At 45.5% G+C, this 20,203-nt stretch carries 21 protein-coding genes and 2 tRNA genes; 5 read left to right on the plus strand and 18 right to left on the minus strand.

Translation table 11 applies throughout. From position 1 onward, the window contains the following. Positions 1-96 precede the first annotated feature (96 nt). The 5 genes from B4F66_RS04980 to B4F66_RS05000 all read right to left on the minus strand — a co-directional run bounded on the left by B4F66_RS04980 (position 97) and on the right by B4F66_RS05000 (position 5,819). A complete protein-coding gene (locus tag B4F66_RS04980) occupies positions 97-408 on the minus strand; it encodes a hypothetical protein (protein ID WP_292354500.1) in 312 nt (103 codons plus the stop codon). 275 nt (positions 409-683) lie between these two features. Continuing rightward, entirely contained in the window at positions 684-3,026 is a 2,343-nt protein-coding gene (locus B4F66_RS04985) for a nitric oxide reductase activation protein NorD (RefSeq protein WP_292354498.1), read from the minus strand. A gap of 39 nt (positions 3,027-3,065) precedes the next feature. Beyond that, a complete protein-coding gene (locus B4F66_RS04990) occupies positions 3,066-3,878 on the minus strand; it encodes a CbbQ/NirQ/NorQ/GpvN family protein (RefSeq protein ID WP_292354496.1) in 813 nt (270 codons plus the stop codon). Positions 3,879-3,974: 96 nt separating this feature from the next. Continuing rightward, the gene (locus tag B4F66_RS04995) at positions 3,975-4,331 is read right to left on the minus strand and encodes a ribulose bisphosphate carboxylase small subunit (RefSeq protein WP_014705744.1); all 357 of its coding nucleotides are present in this window, start codon (positions 4,329-4,331) and stop codon (positions 3,975-3,977) included. A 69-nt stretch (positions 4,332-4,400) separates the two neighbouring features. Then, positions 4,401-5,819, minus strand: coding sequence for a form I ribulose bisphosphate carboxylase large subunit (locus B4F66_RS05000; protein ID WP_292354492.1), 1,419 nt, complete (start codon positions 5,817-5,819; stop codon positions 4,401-4,403). A gap of 243 nt (positions 5,820-6,062) precedes the next feature. On the opposite strand from B4F66_RS05000, the gene B4F66_RS05005 reads away from it, so the two are divergent. Then, positions 6,063-7,013 carry a LysR family transcriptional regulator gene (locus tag B4F66_RS05005; RefSeq protein WP_292354490.1) on the plus strand — a complete coding sequence of 317 codons (951 nt, stop codon included), beginning with the start codon at positions 6,063-6,065 and terminating at the stop codon, positions 7,011-7,013. Here B4F66_RS05005 and B4F66_RS05010 read toward each other — a convergent pair. Then, complete coding sequence (locus tag B4F66_RS05010) at positions 6,991-7,605, minus strand: hypothetical protein (RefSeq protein ID WP_292354488.1); 615 nt, start codon at positions 7,603-7,605, stop codon at positions 6,991-6,993. The genes B4F66_RS05005 and B4F66_RS05010 overlap by 23 nt on opposite strands. A 54-nt stretch (positions 7,606-7,659) precedes the next feature. Then, positions 7,660-8,061 carry a large-conductance mechanosensitive channel protein MscL gene (gene mscL / locus B4F66_RS05015; RefSeq protein WP_292354486.1) on the minus strand — a complete coding sequence of 134 codons (402 nt, stop codon included), beginning with the start codon at positions 8,059-8,061 and terminating at the stop codon, positions 7,660-7,662. 186 nt (positions 8,062-8,247) lie between these two features. On the opposite strand from mscL, the gene B4F66_RS05020 reads away from it, so the two are divergent. Both B4F66_RS05020 and B4F66_RS05025 read left to right on the plus strand, forming a co-directional pair. Further along, positions 8,248-9,231, plus strand: coding sequence for a hypothetical protein (locus B4F66_RS05020; protein WP_292354484.1), 984 nt, complete (start codon positions 8,248-8,250; stop codon positions 9,229-9,231). Positions 9,232-9,314: 83 nt separating this feature from the next. Next, positions 9,315-10,055, plus strand: coding sequence for a hypothetical protein (locus B4F66_RS05025; RefSeq protein ID WP_292354482.1), 741 nt, complete (start codon positions 9,315-9,317; stop codon positions 10,053-10,055). On the opposite strand, the gene B4F66_RS05030 is transcribed toward B4F66_RS05025, so the two are convergent. From B4F66_RS05030 to B4F66_RS05040, 3 genes are all read right to left on the minus strand, one after another. Continuing rightward, a complete protein-coding gene (locus tag B4F66_RS05030) occupies positions 10,052-10,486 on the minus strand; it encodes a DUF6647 family protein (RefSeq protein ID WP_292354480.1) in 435 nt (144 codons plus the stop codon). The two genes, B4F66_RS05025 and B4F66_RS05030, sit on opposite strands and share 4 nt — an antisense overlap. An 81-nt stretch (positions 10,487-10,567) precedes the next feature. Further along, positions 10,568-11,128: a hypothetical protein gene (locus B4F66_RS05035; protein ID WP_292354478.1), complete on the minus strand. Its 561-nt coding sequence runs from the start codon at positions 11,126-11,128 to the stop codon at positions 10,568-10,570. A gap of 73 nt (positions 11,129-11,201) precedes the next feature. Further along, positions 11,202-11,588, minus strand: coding sequence for a hypothetical protein (locus B4F66_RS05040; protein WP_292354477.1), 387 nt, complete (start codon positions 11,586-11,588; stop codon positions 11,202-11,204). Between the two features lie 364 nt (positions 11,589-11,952). On the opposite strand from B4F66_RS05040, the gene B4F66_RS05045 reads away from it, so the two are divergent. Then, positions 11,953-13,083 carry a mechanosensitive ion channel family protein gene (locus tag B4F66_RS05045; RefSeq protein WP_292354475.1) on the plus strand — a complete coding sequence of 377 codons (1,131 nt, stop codon included), beginning with the start codon at positions 11,953-11,955 and terminating at the stop codon, positions 13,081-13,083. Positions 13,084-13,099: 16 nt separating this feature from the next. Here the strand turns inward: B4F66_RS05045 and B4F66_RS05050 are convergent, their stop codons facing one another. Further along, positions 13,100-13,984, minus strand: a complete 885-nt coding sequence (locus B4F66_RS05050; RefSeq protein WP_292354473.1) for a LysR family transcriptional regulator — start codon at positions 13,982-13,984, stop codon at positions 13,100-13,102. 111 nt (positions 13,985-14,095) lie between these two features. Here B4F66_RS05050 and B4F66_RS05055 point away from each other — a divergent pair, with 111 nt between their 5' ends. Next, positions 14,096-14,962, plus strand: coding sequence for an SDR family oxidoreductase (locus B4F66_RS05055; protein ID WP_292354472.1), 867 nt, complete (start codon positions 14,096-14,098; stop codon positions 14,960-14,962). A 232-nt stretch (positions 14,963-15,194) separates the two neighbouring features. On the opposite strand, the gene B4F66_RS05060 is transcribed toward B4F66_RS05055, so the two are convergent. The 7 genes from B4F66_RS05060 to B4F66_RS05090 form a co-directional block, all read right to left on the minus strand. Next, a tRNA-Met gene (locus B4F66_RS05060) sits at positions 15,195-15,271 on the minus strand. A gap of 89 nt (positions 15,272-15,360) precedes the next feature. Continuing rightward, complete coding sequence (locus tag B4F66_RS05065) at positions 15,361-16,428, minus strand: phospholipase A (protein ID WP_292354470.1); 1,068 nt, start codon at positions 16,426-16,428, stop codon at positions 15,361-15,363. A 59-nt stretch (positions 16,429-16,487) separates the two neighbouring features. Beyond that, positions 16,488-17,579, minus strand: a complete 1,092-nt coding sequence (ychF, locus tag B4F66_RS05070) for a redox-regulated ATPase YchF (RefSeq protein WP_292354468.1) — start codon at positions 17,577-17,579, stop codon at positions 16,488-16,490. 102 nt (positions 17,580-17,681) lie between these two features. Then, positions 17,682-18,254: an aminoacyl-tRNA hydrolase gene (pth, locus tag B4F66_RS05075; RefSeq protein ID WP_292354466.1), complete on the minus strand. Its 573-nt coding sequence runs from the start codon at positions 18,252-18,254 to the stop codon at positions 17,682-17,684. 20 nt (positions 18,255-18,274) lie between these two features. Then, positions 18,275-18,949, minus strand: a complete 675-nt coding sequence (locus B4F66_RS05080) for a 50S ribosomal protein L25/general stress protein Ctc (RefSeq protein WP_292354464.1) — start codon at positions 18,947-18,949, stop codon at positions 18,275-18,277. A 112-nt stretch (positions 18,950-19,061) separates the two neighbouring features. Continuing rightward, the gene (locus B4F66_RS05085; RefSeq protein WP_292354683.1) at positions 19,062-19,997 is read right to left on the minus strand and encodes a ribose-phosphate diphosphokinase; all 936 of its coding nucleotides are present in this window, start codon (positions 19,995-19,997) and stop codon (positions 19,062-19,064) included. Between the two features lie 88 nt (positions 19,998-20,085). Next, a tRNA-Gln gene (locus tag B4F66_RS05090) sits at positions 20,086-20,160 on the minus strand. Positions 20,161-20,203 lie beyond the last annotated feature (43 nt).

Here is a 20,203-nt window from a genome sequence, read left to right on the forward strand (position 1 = left end):
ATTTAGCTATTGGTGGATTTTAAGATTTAAGTCAGATTTTCCAGATCTCATTTCCAAAACTGGAATCTTATGATGTCGGGTATAAATACAAGACCATCAGACTTCGTCGATAAGATCCCGTTCGGCATCCCAGCCAGATTGTTTGGCTTGATTAATTGCCGCATCGTGAATACACATAAATTTCTGTTGCATCTCCGGTGGCAGGTTTGCCACCCTGAAACCATATTTTTCCCATTCCAGATTAACCTTGCGCCACAGATCTTCAAGTCCTTGGACTACCCAGCCTTCACAGGTTTCGGTCTCCGGTATTAAACCAAATACCCAGGCATCACGGATGATTTTCCCGGTGTCGGTCATGCCACCATTTATTTCTTTATCAATACCAACGTAACGTTTTTGATCTTTCATGATTTTTCCTAGGGCTTGTTGATCTTTCATATCCACCACTGCTGGCGGCTATTTTTTCGTCCTACAAGACGGAAATGATGCGATGTAGTTGTTCTACATAAGTCATTTCCAACGCCGTAGGGCGGAAAAATAGCCCCAGCCCTTTGGGTTGTGACTGAAAAAACGCCACTCTTCGTTGCTCGTCACTTATTTAGAACAACTAAAAAGCGCTCCTCGTGCCTTGATTGACGCTTTTTCAGCTCACAACAGAGGCGGAGATGAAAGATCAACAAGCCCTAACGGGTCAGGCTGGCAAATAAAGTGGGCAGTTTTTCAGGCAACCGATCCACATGGTCAACAATGGTGTAGTTATTTTCACCAAAAATTCGTTTAACGTAACTATCAGCATTAGCATCCAGCGTCAGACAATAAGTCATCACACCACGGCTCCATAATTCATCCACCGCTTTGCGGGTGTCATGTCGTAAATGCTGAGGATCGCGCTCATCTATATCCGAAGGTTCACCATCGGTGACTAGCAATAATAGCTTGCGACGTTCCGGCTGTTTTAATAACTGTTGAGCGGCATGGCGCATTGCCGCACCCATCCTGGTTGATAAACCACCTTTCATTCCAGCCAATCGAGCTTTTGATTCATCATCAAAGGGCTGATTGAAATCTTTAAAGCGGAAGTATTGCACATCATGTCGGCCATCCGAAGCAAAGCCATGTAAAGCAAATGGATCACCGATGCCATTGATGGCCGTAGCAACTAAGGTGGCTGCTTCGCGGGTTAAATCCAGAACCGTCTTATCACTGCCTTCGATAACATCATTGGTTGATTCCGATAAATCCAGTAACACTGTCACGGCTAAATCCCGATTTTTTATCACATTGCGCATGGTGATCCGTGTATTGGGTTGCTCGCCCATACGGATGGCAATCATCGCATCAACTGCAGCATTGATATCAATCTCATCACCATCTTCCATATTGCGAAGCCGTTGTACTCCGGCCGGAGACAATAAGTCGATGATCTGCCGGATACGATGTGCCACCGGTTTGTATTCTTTCAGAATATTATCGATGTCATCTGGATCGCCTTTTTTGGGACGATACTCATATACCGTGCTCCAGTCGGGACGATACAGCTGCACCTGATAATCCCATTCCTGATAATGATAGGGTTCTGAGACGGGATCTTTACCCCACATCTCATTAAAGCTGACCGTTGCCTCACCGGCATCTTCATACGGCATGAACTTGGTGGAACACACCCAGATTTCCTGAGCATCATCGCCAGCCAACTCACAATCCACTTCATTGGCCATTTCAACGGCACTGACATATTTACGTATCTGTCGCTGGCTCGCTGGAATATATTCCGCTCCGTGCCTCAGGAAATCGAATTCTTCAAACTCCCAGACAAAACGATTATCGTCGCGATAAGGTAAACGAATAGATTCTAATATTCGTAAACTGGGTACCTCGCGCTGTTCGGCAAACAGATGAAATAATTCCAGCCCCATATCCCAGCTGAACTGGTTATTTTCTGCTTGCTCAGCAATATTTTGATGGAATCTTTCCGCCAAGGCATTTAATGGGTCATCGTTGTTTTTAATCGATGCATCATGCAGGCTGCGGGCAAATTGTTCGAGTTTTAGCAGCCCCTTATGCTCAACATCCTGACTTTGTTCGATATTTAACAAGCTGCCCCAGAGTTTCTGCAAACCGGGGAAATCCTGTATCGCCAGATACTCAACCCGTGCGTCTTCCAGCAGTCCGATAAAAAACATTTGCGCCGGGCTGAGTTGTTCGGCCGAAATCGGTGCTCGGGTATATTGAATGTGTGCTGCCAGATGGGCGGCCTGGGCTCGATAGAGCTCCAGACCAGTGATACCTGCAATATCATCCACGGCATCTGGCAAATGCATAACAAAAAGTTCGATATAAGGTTTGAAACCTTCATAATCCGCCGCTGTAGGACGCAGAAAGAAATCCCTGCCCCATAATGCCCGCAGATAGAAATTCAGTTTGCGTTGGGTATCAATAAACAGCGTGCCGCGGCGTTCCTTCTGCAGCATCTTCTTGCTGTCAGCGGTTTCCAGAGCAAAATATTTGACCAGGTTATTCAAGTCGCGCCGGTAGGCTTCGGCTCCAAAATTAGCCCAGCGGCGTAAACCGGACAAGGTGAGTTTGGATAATAATTCATCAATAATGCCGAGCATTGGCCTTAAGCCACGGGAAGCTTTGGCAGACAGTTGATGAATCAGGCTCAAATACCCGCGTAATAACTCCGGGTCGCCCAACCGTCTGGCAGCAGTTGGTAGACTATGAATCATCAGCGCAATAACCTCACCCGAGGTCATTGACGATAATTTCATTGCCGCATTGATGCAATCGCGTATTACGTCCTCGCCACATTCCTTGACCACTTGCGGAATATCTTCCAGAAAGGCAACCACCAGTTCTTTACCCCGTCCCAGCTCTGCCAGGCCTTTGGCACCTTCCATATATTCCTGCAAACCAGCTGGCGACATGATTCTGGCTGCATCCTGGAAAGTACTGTCCAGCGTATGCACCAGTTCCGGCGCTATCTTTTCAAGCTGTTCGCGGTAATCGTCTAGATTGACGCTCATGATGTGATATCCAGACCGGAGAGACCGGGTCGGCCTTTATCAACTAACAAAGAAGGTATGAACAGCGGCTTCCAGCGTTTCACGCATATCCGGATCATCGGTCAATGGCGTGACTAATGTCATCTGGCAGGCAGCCAAAGGTTCAACCCCTTCTGCAATCATTTGCCCTGCATAGACCAACAATCGTGTGGATATACCTTCATCCAGGCCATGGCCTTTCAGGTTGCGTGCCCGATGGGCAATCTGTACCAGTTTTTTGGCTATCTCGGCATCGACACCGGTTTCCCTGGTGACAATTTCGGCTTCCAACTCGGCATCAGGATAATCAAAATTCATTGCCCCGAAACGTTGTTTGGTGGATTGCTTGAGATCTTTCATCAAACTTTGATAACCGGGGTTATAGGAAATCACCAGTTGAAAATCTTTATGGGCTTCGACCAGTTCACCTTTTTTATCCAGCGGCAGACTACGACGGTGATCGGTTAACGGATGGATAACAACGGTTGTATCCTGACGTGCTTCCACCACTTCATCCAGATAACAGATTGCACCAATACGTGCTGCAGTGGTCAAGGGTCCATCCTGCCATTTGGTGCCATCTTTATCGAGCAGAAAACGCCCCACCAGGTCTGAGGCGGTCATATCTTCATTACAGGCAACTGTGATCAGCGGGCGACCTAGCTTCCAGGCCATATATTCGACAAAACGCGACTTACCGCAGCCTGTCGGACCTTTCAGCATTACCGGCATGCGTCGCGCGTAAGCGGCTTGATACAGTTCCACTTCGTTACTGACCGGACGGTAAAAAGGTTCTGTTTTGACTTTATACTGTTCAGCAATTTTCTCGCTCATCGCAGTAACCTCAGCGTATTCAAGGGGAAGACTTTTTGTACAAGTTTGCTTGAATAAGTCCCTGACGCTGCGGTCAGGGACTTATTCGATTTGATGTTATACCGACTGACCGCGGAACACGACCATTTCTGCGCCTTTGGATTGAGCATAGTTATCATAACCCACCAAGCGGACATGGTTTTTCGGATGTGCTTTGTGGCAGGCTTCGGCTTCAGCCAGAATGCGATCCACATCGGTTTCACCGAATAAAGGCAGCTTCCACATATACCAGTAGTGACCAAACGCATTTTCTGGTTCAGTGTGCTCTACTGCAGGGTTCCAGCCCTTGCTGACGATGTATTCAACCTGTTTACGGATACGTGCAGCATCCATTTCAGGTAAATACGAGAAGGTTTCAAACTTGCGGCTTGAAGTATCGGCCAGGCTTGAAGCGTAATCTTGCATTTCACTCATTGTCATTTCCTCAAATAATGGCGAATTCGATATCAGTTAACGATGGTCAACAGCACCGACCAACATCACTTACTTGTGTGCAACGTCTAATTTGTCGACAGTGTCGAATTCGAATTTGATTTCTTTCCAGGTTTCCATCGCCACTTTCAACTCTGGACTGTGTTCAGCAGCGGCGGTCAGGATTTCTTTACCTTCTTTTTCCAACTCTCTGCCGTGGTTACGTGCTTCTACGCATGCTTCCAAAGCCACGCGGTTGGCAGCTGCACCCGCCGCATTACCCCATGGATGACCCAAAGTACCGCCACCAAACTGCAATACCGAATCATCACCAAAGATGCTGACCAGTGCAGGCATATGCCATACGTGAATACCGCCGGAAGCGACCGGCATGACGCCAGGCATGGATGCCCAATCCTGATCAAACATGATGCCGCGACTGCGATCTTCTTTGATATAAGAATCACGCATGATATCGATCCAGCCCAGTGTTGCAGCACGGTCGCCTTCCAATTTACCGACCACAGTGCCTGAATGCAGATGATCACCACCTGACAAACGCAGCATTTTGGTCAAAACGCGGAAATGAATACCATGGTTCGGATTACGATCCAGTACCGCATGCATTGCCCGGTGAATGTGCAGCAACATGCCGTTATCACGACACCAGTTGGCCAGACCGGTATTAGCGGTGAAACCGCCCGTCAGATAGTCATGCATGATGATTGGTGCACCCAGTTCTTTGGCATACTCGGCACGTTTGTACATTTCTTCAGGGGTTGGCGCTGTGACGTTCAGATAGTGACCTTTACGTTCGCCCGTTTCGATTTCGGCTTTGTCGATGGCTTCCATAACAAAATCAAAACGTTGTCTCCAGCGCATAAATGGCTGTGAGTTAACGTTTTCATCATCTTTGGTGAAATCCAGACCGCCACGCAAACATTCATATACAGCACGACCGTAGTTTTTTGCAGACAGACCCAGTTTTGGCTTGATGGTGCAGCCCAGTAATGGGCGACCATATTTGTTCATGATGTCACGTTCAACCTGGATACCATGAGGAGGTCCACCACAAGTCATTACGTATGCAACAGGAATTCGCACGTCTTCCAGACGCAAAGAACGTACGGCTTTAAAACCGAAAACGTTACCCACCAGAGAAGTCAGCACGTTAACGACTGAACCTTCTTCAAATAAATCGATCGGATAAGCGATAAAGGCATAGAACGCTTCATCGTTGCCGGGAACATCTTCAATAGCGTAAGCACGGCCTTTGTAATAATCCAGGTCCGTCAGCAAATCGGTCCAGACTGTGGTCCAGGTTCCAGTTGATGATTCCGCCGCTACCGCAGCAGCAGCCTCTTCACGTGGCACACCCTCTTGAGGAATAACCTTGAAACATGCCAGAAAATCGGTGTCTTTTGGAGTGTAATCGGGCATCCAGTATGTTTCGCGATACTCTTTTACACCCGCTTGATAAGTTTTTGCCATGGTGCTCTCTCCAGGTATATGCGCAAGCAGATTAATCAAACTGTTACTTTGGGTTAGTCAGAGCCTGTATATCTCATAGTTATCTTGAGATGGACAAATTTTGTCTCCAGCCATGGTGGCTGTGAAAGCGAATTTTATCCAAATGTAACCCAGCGACTATTTCATGTCTGGGGTAAAAATAGTTGACTTGACCTATTAAAACAAGTTAATAGTTTTTATCCTTGTCATAAATTAAAGTTATATATGTTACATGCCTCATTACAACAGTTACGCCTATTCGAAGCGGTTGCACGCCTGAAGAGCATTACCCGTGCGGCAGAAGAAAAACATTTAACCCAACCTGCCGTGTCGATCCAAATGAAAAAACTGGAAGAATCTGTCGGTATGCCTTTATTTGAAAGCGTTGGGCGGCAGTTACATCTTACTGTCGCAGGTAATGAACTCTATGATGCCTGCCGAGATGTTTTACAACGTCTTGCCGATCTGGACGCCGCATTAGCTGATTTACATGGTGAGGTTGCTGGTCCGGTAAACCTTGTTGTGGTCAGTTCTGCCAAATATTTTCTACCCTATCTTTTGGGCAATTTTATTGCGCGCTATCCCAAAGTTGAACCGAGGCTACAGGTAACTAATCGAGCCAGACTACTCGAACGTCTCGATGCCAATGAAGATCATCTTTATGTCATGGGTCAGGTACCAGAAGACCTGCCAGTGGTTGAGTACCCGTTTTTAGAAAATGTTCTGGTGATCGTCGCCCGGCCTGACCATCCATTGGCCAAACAAAAAAATATTTCATTAAAAACTATCTCTGAACAACGACTGGTTGGCCGCGAATCAGGTTCGGGCACACGCAAAGCGGTGGAAGAATTATTTGCCAAAAGCGGTTTAAAAGTCTCACCGTATATGGAATTAGGTGGAGCGGATGAAATCAAGCACGGCGTGATGGCGGGTTTGGGACTGGCAGTATTATCACTACATAGCCTGCGGTTAGAGCTGGCAGCAAAAAAACTGGTGGTCTTGGATGTAGAGAACTTTCCATTAAGACGGCGCTGGTATGCTGTGCATCGGCAAGGCAAAAGACTATCACTTGCCGCACAAACATTTCTGGAGTATCTGCAACAGGAAGGTGAACAGGAAATCGAGCATTTACTAACAGATAACCTGTCTCTTCTTACTGACAACCCAGACGTTTAGCCTGGGCAATCAAGTCCGCCACCGAAGCTTGCTGTTGATTCCGGCATCGGCTGAGAAAGCTCCTCTGAGTGCCAAGAGAATAAGTGTTCTCGATAAATCGACAGTTATTCATTGATGCAGATTTATCCCACCCCGCGAGGTATTGAACGGGTTGCGAAAAATTGCCTTTCTGAAAGAGCACCACCTCAGCCGGACGCTGTTGGATTCTACTCAGGTGTACCTGGAATTTATCATCGCAGTCCAGCCGCTGCAGAGAATGTTGTTGATATAAATGCTGCATCGTTTTGATTTGAGCTTGCTGCTCCAGCTGTTGCAGCTTTGGCTCAATCAAAAGCAGATATCCTGCAAATATCACCACCAACACGATTGCAGCAGCAAATGCTCTGCGAGTCCAATCCAGCTTCTCGACTAGCGTGAAGATAACGCCGGCAAGGCATAATAAAATGCCCGCATAGAAAAAAAGCGGAACCAACCAATTTGCATAATGCGAAGGACTACCGATTAGACCAGCCAAATAGCCATAAAAAAATATCCCTCCAAGTAATAAACCAGCAAGAAGACTTACAGCAAACCTGGCAAGCAATAACATCATGCAAAATGACTAAAAAACCGAAAATCAAAAGATTTCCGGTGTTTTTTGGAAAGCTTATTTTTCTTTGAGCAGATCACGAATTTCCGTTAACAGAATTTCTTCTTTAGTTGGCGCTGGTGGAGCTTCAGGAGCAGCCTCTTCTTTTGCTTTCAGTGAGTTCATTGCTTTAATCACCAAAAAAATCACAAAGGCAATAATCACAAAATCAACAATGGTTTGAATAAACTGTCCATAAGCGATAACCACTGCCGGCGTTTCACCAACCGCTTCTTTAAGCACTATTGTCAGATCCTTGAAATCCACTCCCCCCAGTAACAAGCCCAGTGGGGGCATAATCACATCAGCTACAAATGAGGAAACAATTTTGCCAAAAGCGACACCAATGATAATACCGACGGCCATATCTATCACATTGCCACGCATCGCAAATTTCTTAAATTCTTGTACCATGCTCATATCTGCTCTCCTTTTTGACTTTAATAAATTTCCCGATAAAACAGTTTTTTACGGCTTTTATATCAGCAGTTTAGAATATATGACATAAATAATTATTTGTCGGTAAAAATTAGCGGACAATAGAAGGAATGCGATTTTTCCACTGACACTTACTTCGTCACTCGATAAAGTTATAAGGCTTAATATATGGCTATTGGTTTTTTTCAAAAACGTATTGAAGAGATTATCGACAATGTTGCGAACTCTGACGATACAACCTCATTAACGGCCGAACAACTGGCGCAATTGTCCTCAGAATTGGCATTATATTTTTCGACCATTTTGCTCACGCTTGCTGGAGCTTTGCTGATCGCAATCTTTGTTTTATGGATTTTGAAACGACGTGCAAATCCCGCTACAACCGCCAATAAAGAACTTGAACGTCAACGCTTATTGCAGGACCTTGAAACCCAATTTCTGACTATCAGCAATCAACCCTCGGTATGGTTAAACAACAGATCAAATTTTGACGCCAAACTGGTCTATGAATTCTCACTGGCATTGACGCCGGAAGTACGCTGGCATGTCCCACAAACAGTTGAAACATCATGGCATATGGGAGATCGGCTGATCACGATTACAGATCAGCAAGATTTGCTGACCGCCAGTTTGCTTGATGAAATATTGCTCTGGTTCCGTCGCCTGGACCGGGCCGTTGCCGGAGAAATCATCAAAGTTGAAGATATTTATAGCTTATGGCGCCAGATATTGCCATTTGCCATTGATAACCGCTTCAGCTTTATGGCCGCTTACTTTGCAGAAGATAACCGCGGTAGCATTGATGATATTGAAGCAGTACGACAAGTCCTGATTGGGGTGATTCGTTATTGTCAGCAACAAAAACATTCACAACCACTGAGTTACATTAATGGCAGACTGGATCCGCTATTCTTCGATCAGCTGCCTAAAGGAATGAAAACGGGTATTGAAGCGGCAAGACACAACACAGTTCGCAAGGATCCGGTAGTGATGGATGAGGTTTCTGTCCCGGTGCAACAAAATAGAACTGAGCGAAAAGAACCTGTCGTTACTTCGCCGGAAAATGTTGCTGAAACATCCAAAAAAACCACTCGTAAAGAGCCTATCGTCAGCTTTGATGATGTGGATGTCGAAACCAAAAAACCGGGGTAATATTCAAGATCTGAAATCAGTCAGAAATAAACAGTTGATGTGTCAAGCCATAACACATTAGTTTTGTTGGGAGATGCTGAGTAATGAAACATTATTCATTAGTCTTTTTGCTCTGCCTTAGTACGACACATGTCTGTTTTGCTCAACAAACTGACAATATGCATATTATTATTGATGGTCGCCAGCCATTGAAAAGCGAAGATCAGAGCACTTGGTTAACCCATCCGGCAATTTTGCAGGCGGCCAATCTGGCGAGGTCATACTGGCTAAAACAGAACACCGTTTATCAGGAAGATTTTCGGATTATGGCAAGCAGCCAGGGAAACTTTACCCGGTCCGAGAGTCGACAGTCAGCAGTATTGTATTTGCTCAGTCGATGGCCACGTTGTTGCAGCAATATGGGACTCGCCATTATCGAAGATAATCAGCTTGTTCGTAATATTGTGTTTGCCGGTGGCACGCATCATTTATTTTCTGTCGCTGATATTAATCATGACCAACTAGATGAACTGGCATTGGTTAGTAGCTTTGGAATGGGTGGTAGCAATGAAACAACTCTACGTATTATTTCGTTGCCTGCGAGGGAAACTGTTTTATTAGGCACTATGCCACTTGCTTATGACAATTGTGCAACATTGCGTGAAGACAGCCTGCTCAGCACATTTCGAATCAGCATTAATAACGATGCTGTAGATAAAATTGAACTTGAAGAATTTCAGGCAGACTGTGAGCACCCAGAAGATGTGATGGTCACCTCGGTTAAAAGCATCATGATCGAAACAAAGCAACTTAACGACGAATATATTGATTTGCCGATTAACTAAGGACTGACATTCGCATTTTTACAGACATTGGCTAACACTGCCATAGCCAGATCAATCTGATAAGTCGGTTGTCGATGCTCGCGCAGAAAGAATTGCTGTACTCGATAGGCTTGTTGCTCTTTTTCAATGCGCTGTTCACAACGCATTTCATCGATTACCAGTTCGCCATTAATATCCTGAAGATAATGCACCATTTCATGCACTATAAAACCCCGGGCACTTTGGTCCTGCTGCAACTCCATTCGCTCATCATAGAAAATTGTCCGAGTCTCGGTATCGTAATAGGCAACGGCGGTACAGAATTGATCATCACATAATGTCTGCAGCAGCTGCTGATGACTAACGGCCTCAACTGTTGGCAACTTAATCGGCTGCTCAAAGCTGGTTAAAGTTACTGCCCATATCATCAAATCATTGATTAGCTCTTGCATATCTCTGCTCCGGTGCTTTTGTACTAGAGTCTGTTTATCTCTCAGCTCATAACAGAGGCGAAGATAAGAGCTAAACAAGCCCTAAAGCAATTCAAACAATTTCTGCATTGCCTGTTGATGCGTTAAATTCTGCTGTCTTAAATTACTGTAATTGGCACATAACTCGCCATACACATAGCTGCCGTTCACGGTTTGTAATTGCTCGGCAAAATCCTCCAGAATCTGATCTTCATTTGCCTCAATCCCCATTTCCTGTAATTGCCGTGTGGTCTGTACCGTACGATTGGCGATCACCCGGGGTTGCTCATGCACATATGGCTTAATAGAAAAGAGAAGTTTCTGGTAATAGTTGCTATCACGTGTGTTATCAGCATCTGGTTTAGCTTGATAAAGTGAGAGCAACCATTGTTCCGGCGGGGTGGGATCGGCAACTGATAGCATTTCTACTGGTTTGGCCTCTGGCATTCCTTGCTGTAGATTTTGCGGGACCGGTTTGACAATGGCATAGGATGGTTGCTGTTCTTCAACCTGAGACGTTTGCTGAGCATCATCATTACACCCGGTGACGCCAATAATGGCGAATGAAATAATTAAAAAGAACCCCACACGTTGCACCGCCAGGACCATTATTATTAGTTTCATTTGGTTGCTCCCTGAATAGTTTGCTCGAACCTGCCGGGTTTATCAGTCTGACACTTTATGAAGGCATGGCCGTTTACTGAAAGTCACCGTAGCGTTCTTCAGCAGCAGCTTCACTGATAAAACTCGCAGCTACCAACTCCCAGCGTTGTTCAGCATCAAACACTCGACTGCATCCTAAGGCCTGTGAAACGTTGGGTTTAAGCGGAAACATTGATCGTCCCGCCTGTCTTACATCATAAAAATAACGATCCAGTTGTAAATCAATGATATGTGTCTGGTGGGTATTTTTTACAAACACTCTGGCCCCACCTTTCTCATCACAATCCTCATCCCACTCTTCATAAAACTCAATATAGTGAGTTGCTGCATTTGCTTCTGCCATTAAAACTGAGCTGTTAGCAATGCAAAATAGCCCCCCGATAAAAACAAGCAAACTGGCAGTAGAAAGTTTAGTGAGCATAAAAATTTAACTCCTGAAACAAATATGGGTTCATAGCTAAGTCCAGACTCAGTGTTAAGAATCAAAGTTTCTCCCCAACCCAAGGTCAGGACATCATCCCTAGATGATTCAGGAATAAAGAATATTTATTACTCAGCAGCATTAAACCAACTGACCTGAAGCGGGAAACTTGATTGATCGAAAACAACTCGATAGTTTATTTAAGCAGGTAAGTACAATTTTTCAGGCCTGATAACGTAATCCCCGCTAAACCTTTATTGTGATTGAATCCGTTAATCTTCCTGAGTCATCGCATTAACTGGATTCTGATCAATTTTGTGTTACCAGGGCTTGTTGATCTTTCATCATTTTTTTGGAGAACATAATGTTTGACTGGAATTTAATGAGTGATGGGGAGGCATGGATATTTCAACCAGCCGTATTGAATTTCTTCCTGGTGCTCGGAATTGCAGTTGTAAGCTACATGTTACTTCGCATGGTGATGCGTTTTTTTATTACCCGCAGCGTCGATCTGCTCTCACGATCCAAAGGACGTTGGGGACGATATGGCGCTGAGGTCTTCAGGCATACAAGTCGATTATTAATAGCCGCCATGGCCGTCCAAATTGGTCTGGCACTAGTTGATCTTGGTCCTGAATGGGATAATCGGGTCAGTCATATATGGTTTCTGGTGCTGGCCTTGCAACTGGGACTGTGGATTGATGCTGCCATCGTCATGTGGAAAACAGAAACCATCGAAACGCGGGTATACCGTGAAAACCAATTAACCGTCACCATTGTTTCCTTACTGGTTCGTACCAGCATCTGGGCTGTCGTATTGCTATCTGTATTGGCAAATCTGGGCGTCAACATTACCGCTCTGGTTGCCAGCCTGGGTATTGGTGGCATTGCCATCGCTCTGGCACTTCAGACATTGCTGGGAGATTTGTTTGCCTCTGCATCCATCGGTTTTGACAAACCTTTTAGAACCGGAGACTTTATTGTTTTTAATGATGTTGCCGGTACCATTGAATATATTGGGCTGAAAACCACGCGTATTCGAAGCCTGAGTGGCGAACAGATCATTTGCGGTAATACCAACCTGCTGCAGCAAATCATTCACAATTACAAACGAATGAATGAACGTCGAGTGGTTTTCTTTCTGGCAATTTCATTTCGCACGCCAGTCGCCAAAGCCAGACAGATACCCGGCTTAATAAAGGAAATCATCGAATCCATCGACAAAACCCGATTTGATCGGGCGCATTTATTCAAATTTGATGATTATTCGATGAGATTTGAGGTGGTCTATTACGTGCTAAGCTCAGACTACAATATCTATATGGATATCCAGCAAAACGTTAATTTTACGTTGCTGGAGGAGCTGGACAAAAGAGAAATCAGATTTGCTATGCCTGTGCGTTCCATTGAGTTTCTTGATGATATACCGATTCCTGACAAACCTCATGCTTCGAGCAGTCACCTCAGCGACAAGACTATTCACAAAGCAGAATAAGTTTGTTTAGGGCTTGTTATTGATTTGGAATGGTGAAAATGCCGTCAGGGTACTGGTTGCACATAAACTTAACGAAGGCACGAACCTTCGGGCTTTGTAAACGACGTGACGTATGCAGAATCCAAAGCTCGGTTTCCCCGTCGGCCATGCCCCATGACACCAGTTCACCTTTTTCAAGTTGACTGCCAATAATGGAGTGCGGGAGCATTGCCGCTCCTGCCCCTGCAGCAATGGCATCGCGGACCATTAACAGCGATGAAAGACGAAGAACAGGTTGCGGTTCAATGATGTGCTGGCCATCATTGACGGTCCAAAAGTCTCCGTCACGATAGGTTTGCATAACCACTGCCGGAACCTTAATCGGCTTACCGCGTTGGCCCTTCGGCATTTGAAATGAAGGTGCGGCAGCAAGCACTCTTTTGTCTCTAGCAAAGCATCTGCCAACCAACAAACTGTCATTATCTGGATTAATACGGATGGCAACATCGAAATGTTCTTCAACGAGATTGACCAGACGATCTTCCGACACCACTTCAATCTGTACATCCGGATAATTTTCCAGGAACTGAGCAGTAAGCCGTCCCAAAGCGAGCTGAGAAAACAGGAGCGGTGCTGCAATACGCAGGCGACCACGCGGTGAATCAAGGCCATCCTTTGCCGACGTTACTGCATCGGTGATCTCATGCATTGGTCCCTGCGTTCTGGCCAGTAGCAGTTGTCCTGCTTCAGTCAATTCCATGCTACGCGAACCTCGCTCGATGAGCCGAATACCCAAAGCTTCTTCGAGATCGGCTATACGACGCGATAGGGTTGCCTTAGACCTGCCACTGGCACGGCTGGCTTTTCCAAAACCACCATGAGCTGCTACCAGTTGGAAGTCGTTAAGTGCATTCAAATCCATTATGTCTCACTTTTGATACAAACTGTCTTTATTTTAGTGTCTTTGTTTTAAATATGGAATCACTTATTGTTTGGTTGTACGCAATTCAAACCCAACCAAGGAGACATTATCATGACCATTCTCGTTATAGGTGCAACGGGCACTGTCGGAAGCCAAGTTATCGAACAACTCACAAAGCGCGCTGCCGATGTTAGGGCACTTGTTCGTGATACCACTAAAGCCAACTTCCCTGCTGGTGTCGACATTGTCCAAGGCGATCTGCTCGACGTTGATTCGCTGAGAAGTGCCTTCGCCGGCGTCTCGACATTATTTCTGCTCAACGCAGTGGTAGCAGACGAATATACCCAAGCTCTGATAGCGCTCAATATTGCTCAGGAGGTCGGCATTGAGCGGATTGTTTACCTTTCTGTCATTCACGCCGACCGTTATCTGAACGTGCCGCACTTCGCCGGAAAATATGGTGTTGAGCGTATGATCGAGCAGATGGGCCTTAACGCCACCATTCTGCGTCCTGCCTATTACATCAGTAACGACATCACGATTAAGGATGTAGTGACGGGATACGGTATTTATCCAATGCCCATTGGCGACAAGGGACTGGCCATGGTGGATACGCAAGATATTGCCGAGGTCGCTGCCCTCGAACTTATCCGTCGTGAGGAGTCTTCAGTACCGCAGCCGCTTAATCGAATCAATCTCGTCGGCCCTGACACGCTGACCGGACAGGATGTCGCCGAAATCTGGACGCAGGTATTGGGTACTCCGATCACCTATCCGGGCGATGACACTGCAGGATTCGAGCAGAATCTCCGGCAGTTCATGCCGAATTGGATGGCTTATGATATGCGTCTAATGAGCGAACGTTTCCTCACCGAGGGCATGATCCCCGATGCTGGCGATGTAGAACGTCTGACTTCGCTACTTGGACGTCCGTTGCGGAGCTATCGCGACTTCGCTGACAAACTTGTCTCGGCATAAATCTTTCAGGAAACTCTCGTCAATCAGGTAGTGTGTGAGTAATTTTTAACGACACAAAATAGAAAGCCCAGTCATCTAATGATGACTGGGCTTTTGTCCGAACGGAGGATGGGGATCTACCAGGCCGCAATTAAGCTGATAAAACCCAATGACTATTGCTATAACTACATAAAATGAGAGATCGGTGCAGAGCTACACCAAGTTTAATTTTGCGGAAAATTAGAGAAGAAAGTGGTGGCTACACCTAGATTCGAACTAGGGACCCCATCATTATGAGTGATGTGCTCTAACCAACTGAGCTATGTAGCCACGAAGCCGAGCATTTTACGTTGCTGGGCAATAAATATCAACATTAAGAGACTGTTAATCTCTTACAACCTGAAAGGCTGGGGAGATGGTTATAACCAGTCGCTGAACTGAATACCAAACCCTATGCTGTTGGTGCGGTGGTCATAATCAATTAGACTTTCACCATAGCCATTAAACCACTGCACATAACCTCTAAAGTTTTTATACAGCGGAAAGCTCCAGCCCAGTTGCGTTGCGCCTTTATTATCGCTACGCAGATTATTACGGATCATTAGATCAAAACTGTGATCACCGTATTTATAAACCGAAGTGAAATCAAAATTCCCCATATATTTTTCAATATCCGGGTTATCGTCCGAGCTATCTCTTTCAGGAACCCGATACCATGGGCGAACAGCAAAATAAAAGTCGCCTTTTTCTACGACGAACTCCGCAAATATGCGATTCCAGCTACGGGATAATTCACCACTCTGGCCATTTGATTGGTGATTAAAGCCGACATTAATCAGTGAGTTTTTAAACCCGAATAACTCGGTATCGTTTGCAAATGAAAGCCAGGCCTCTGGTTCGTGGTTGGAATCACGAAACACTTGTGAGTTATCGTTATTAAACATTTGCCAGAAAGATCGGTTGGTATAAGCAATAAAGGCATCCGCCCGATTATTAAACAAACCTCTGACCACGGGAAGTTTTAAGCTGATTTGAAATTTACTTTCCCACGGTTGAAAATCATAGTCATTGCCAGGATCAGAAGCTTCAAAAGGAGCTTCATTGTAAGAAGCTACATTGTTACTGAAAATGAAGTAATTGGGTCGATGCGGCAAGAATGCAAATGGATTATTTGACTGACTTTTTTCTAAAACCAAACGACGTGTTAAGGCAGAACCATCCGCCGTTTTAATACTGGTGGCATCATCGCCATCAAGGGAGATAGTCTGCTCCTCAGCACGCTTCACCGCAGGCAAAGTGACCGGATCAAAAGATTCCTGTTTTTGTGAGCTGATGTCAGCGCTGCATATTGCGCGAATATCCCCGACCGTAACCGTATCATCGGAAGTAGCCATCTTGGACAAAATGCACGCATTCATAGCCGGATCGGCCTGTGCCACGCCCATCAGTATCGGTGTTAATAACACGCCAACAAACCATCTTTTCATGATTATTCCTTTACTTCAGAGCGCCTTCCGAGATCCACTGATCAAAGGCAAATTTTCAATTAGACGTTAAATCTAAAATGCATTACGTCGCCATCTTTAATGACATATTCTTTGCCTTCCAGACGCCATTTTCCAGCATCTTTAGCACCCTGCTCACCATTAAACTGCACAAAATCTTCATAGCTGATAACTTCTGCGCGAATAAAGCCTTTTTGGAAATCAGTATGAATAACACCGGCACCTTCAGGTGCGGTCGCGCCGACTTCAACAGTCCAGGCACGTACTTCTTTAACACCAGCGGTAAAGTAGGTATGTAATCCAAGCAATTGATAACCGCTACGAATGACTCGATTCAGACCCGGTTCTTCCTGACCAAGTTCCTCAAGAAATTCTGCTTTATCCTCATCTGCCAGATCGGCAATCTCAGATTCAATAGCGGCACATATTGCTACAACAATAGCATTTTCTTTATCAGCCAAGGCCATTACTGCATCCAAAGCAGGATTGTTTTCAAAACCATCTTCAGCAACATTGGCAATATACATTGTTGGTTTGATGGTTAATAAATGCAAACCCGTTAATAATGCCAACTGATCATCATCAAGATTCATTGCCCGAACAGGTGCCCCCTGGTCCAGGTGTTCGCGGATCTGTGTCAATAAATCCAGGCGTGCTTTGGCGACTTTATCACCGCCTTTGGCGTCCTTGGTAGTTTTGGTGATCGCTTTTTCTACTGATTCCAGATCAGCCAGAGCCAGTTCGGTATTGATCACTTCAATATCATCAACCGGCGAGACTTTACCGGCCACATGCACCACATTTTCATCTTCAAAACAGCGAACAACATGGGCGATAGCATCAGTTTCACGGATATTGGCCAGGAATTTATTACCTAAGCCTTCACCCTTGGAAGCCCCGGCAACCAGACCGGCAATATCAACAAATTCCATGGTAGTGGGCAAAACCCGTTGCGGATTAACGATTGCAGCCAGTTTATCCATACGCGGATCCGGCACCGGTACGATGCCAACATTAGGTTCAATCGTGCAGAACGGATAGTTTTGTGCTTCGATGCCCGCCTGCGTCAACGCATTAAATAACGTGGACTTGCCTACGTTAGGTAAACCGACAATACCGCATTTAAATCCCATGAGAAATCCTTAGGGGTTATTTATAACAATGACAAAATTCTTACCTCGCACCTTACACAGGTGTTTTGTAAAGTTCACAACAAGAAAGTTAAAAAACGATTCTTACTGTGAGTGCAGCCAGTTCATGGCTTTTTCGAGGTTTCCTGAAAGTACATCAGGTAAAACACGCAGGCTGTTATCGATACCTGCCATCATATTTTCCCGATCTGTTGCAGAGGGTTTACTCAGCACATAATCGGCAACTTGCTTACTATTGCCCGGATGATCAATACCAATCCGGCAACGTAAAAAATCTTTGCTGCCCAGTTGACTGATGATGTCACGCAGACCATTGTGCCCACCATGACCGCCACCGCGTTTCAGGCGCACCGTACCGGCGGGTAAATCCAATTCATCGTGGATAACGAGAATATTTTCTGCAGGGATTTTATAAAAATTGGCCAGCGCCGCAACAGATTGACCGCTGCGATTCATAAAGGTAAGTGGTTTGATCAACCAGACTTTGTGTTCAGGATTTGTGTATTGAATCAGTTGACCATGAAATCGGGATTCTGTTTTAAAACTCAGCCCAAAATCACTAGCCAACTGATCCAACCACCAGAACCCGACGTTGTGTCGGGTCTGTTCATACTGAGAACCGGGATTGCCCAGACCGGCGATAATCCAGTTTGTCATAACGGTTCCCGTCGACTGAATTAATCTTCAGTCGCTTCTTCCTCATCATCAGCTTCTGTATCTTCTTCAAGATCCACTTTAGCAACACGTGGCTCATGAATACTGACAACGGCTTGATCGTAAGAAGAACGTTCACCTTCTTCCAACTGCTCATCCTGAGTATGCGTCAAGGCAGTCAGAGTGACACCTTTAGGCAGCTTCAATTCGCTCAGGTGAATTGCTTCATCCATAGCCAGTTTTGCAACATCTATTTCGATGTATTCTGGCAGATCTTTAGGCAAACAAGAGATTTCAACCTCTGTCATCAGATGCGAAACCAAACCACCGGCTTTAACACCAACCGCTTTTTCCTCATTGATAAAGTGCAATGGAATAGTCATTGTCATTGCATGTTTGGCATCAACGCGCAGGAAGTCTGCATGGATGATTTTGTTGTCGTTCGCAGGATGACGTTGCAGATCTTTCAATACGACCTGATTTTTCTTGCCATCAATAACCAATGTCAGAATGTGAGCGTAAAACGCTTCTTCTGCCAAATGGCGAATGAACTGGTTATGGTTTACTGAAATTGAAACAGGTTCTTTTTCAGCACCGTAGACTACTGCTGGTACTTTGCCCGCATGACGTAGGCGGCGGCTCGCACCTTTCCCCTGGTCAGTACGCGCTTCAGCTTGTACTTCAAATAAATTTTCCATCTTCTTCTCCAAGACTAAAAAACGGACACGAGGCCCGTTCATATGCCGTTTTCCGGCTTTTCGCCTCCCCCGCGACCAGGTTCAGCACATACAACCAAAATAAATTTTTTGGTTAATCCATATATAAAGAGCTAACTGACTCTTCATTACTAATTCGGTACATCGCTTCCGCGAGCATTTCAGCAATGCTCAAGACGCGAATTTTGTCACATGCGGCCGCATCAGGCTGCAATGGGATGGTATCTGTCACCACTAATTCGTTCAGCAACGAATTATTGATATTTTTAATGGCTGCTCCCGATAAAACCGGGTGAGTACAGTAAGCAACCACATTGGTGGCACCATGTTCTTTCAAAGCGGCTGCTGCGGCACACAACGTACCAGCAGTATCGACCATATCATCGACCATCACACAGGTACGGCCATCAATATCACCGATGATATTCATTACTTTGGCCACATTGGCACGAGGGCGGCGCTTATCAATAATCGCCAGTTCAACATCCAAATGTTTGGCTAATGCACGGGCACGAACCACACCCCCAACATCCGGCGAGACCACAACCAAGTCCTGGTATTTGTGTTTCCAGATGTCACCCAGTAACACGGGTGAGGCGTAGACATTATCAACAGGGCAATCAAAAAAGCCCTGGATCTGATCGGCATGTAAATCAACGGTTAAAACACGGTCTGCGCCAACACCTGTCAACATATTGGCAACTACCTTAGCGGTAATGGCAACACGAGCTGAACGAGGACGGCGATCCTGACGGGAATAACCAAAATAAGGGACAACCAGGGTAATGCGTTTGGCTGATGCACGACGGATAGCGTCGGTCATCACCATTAATTCCATCAGGTTATCGTTGGTAGGCATACAGGTTGGTTGGACGATAAACACGTCCTTGCCTCGGACATTGTCGAGAATTTCAACCATGATCTCGCCATCACTGAATTTCTCAACTGTGGCTTTACCCAAGCTGATATTCAGAAAATTGGCGATATTTTCTGACAGTTTACGATTAGCGTTTCCAGTGAAGACCATCATATTGTCGTCTGCAGAACGCTGTTGTAACTGGAGGAGTCGGTTTTGAGTCACTATAGAGATGCCGAGTTCATTCAATAAACAAAAAGAGTGGCTGGGGTACCAGGATTCGAACCTGGGAATGACGGGATCAAAACCCGTTGCCTTACCGCTTGGCGATACCCCAACTGTTTTTACTCAACTCTATCAAATTGCAGTTACATTAAGAC

Origin of the sequence: Methylophaga sp. UBA3603 (assembly GCF_002375335.1) — a bacterium.
Taxonomy (GTDB): domain Bacteria; phylum Pseudomonadota; class Gammaproteobacteria; order Nitrosococcales; family Methylophagaceae; genus Methylophaga.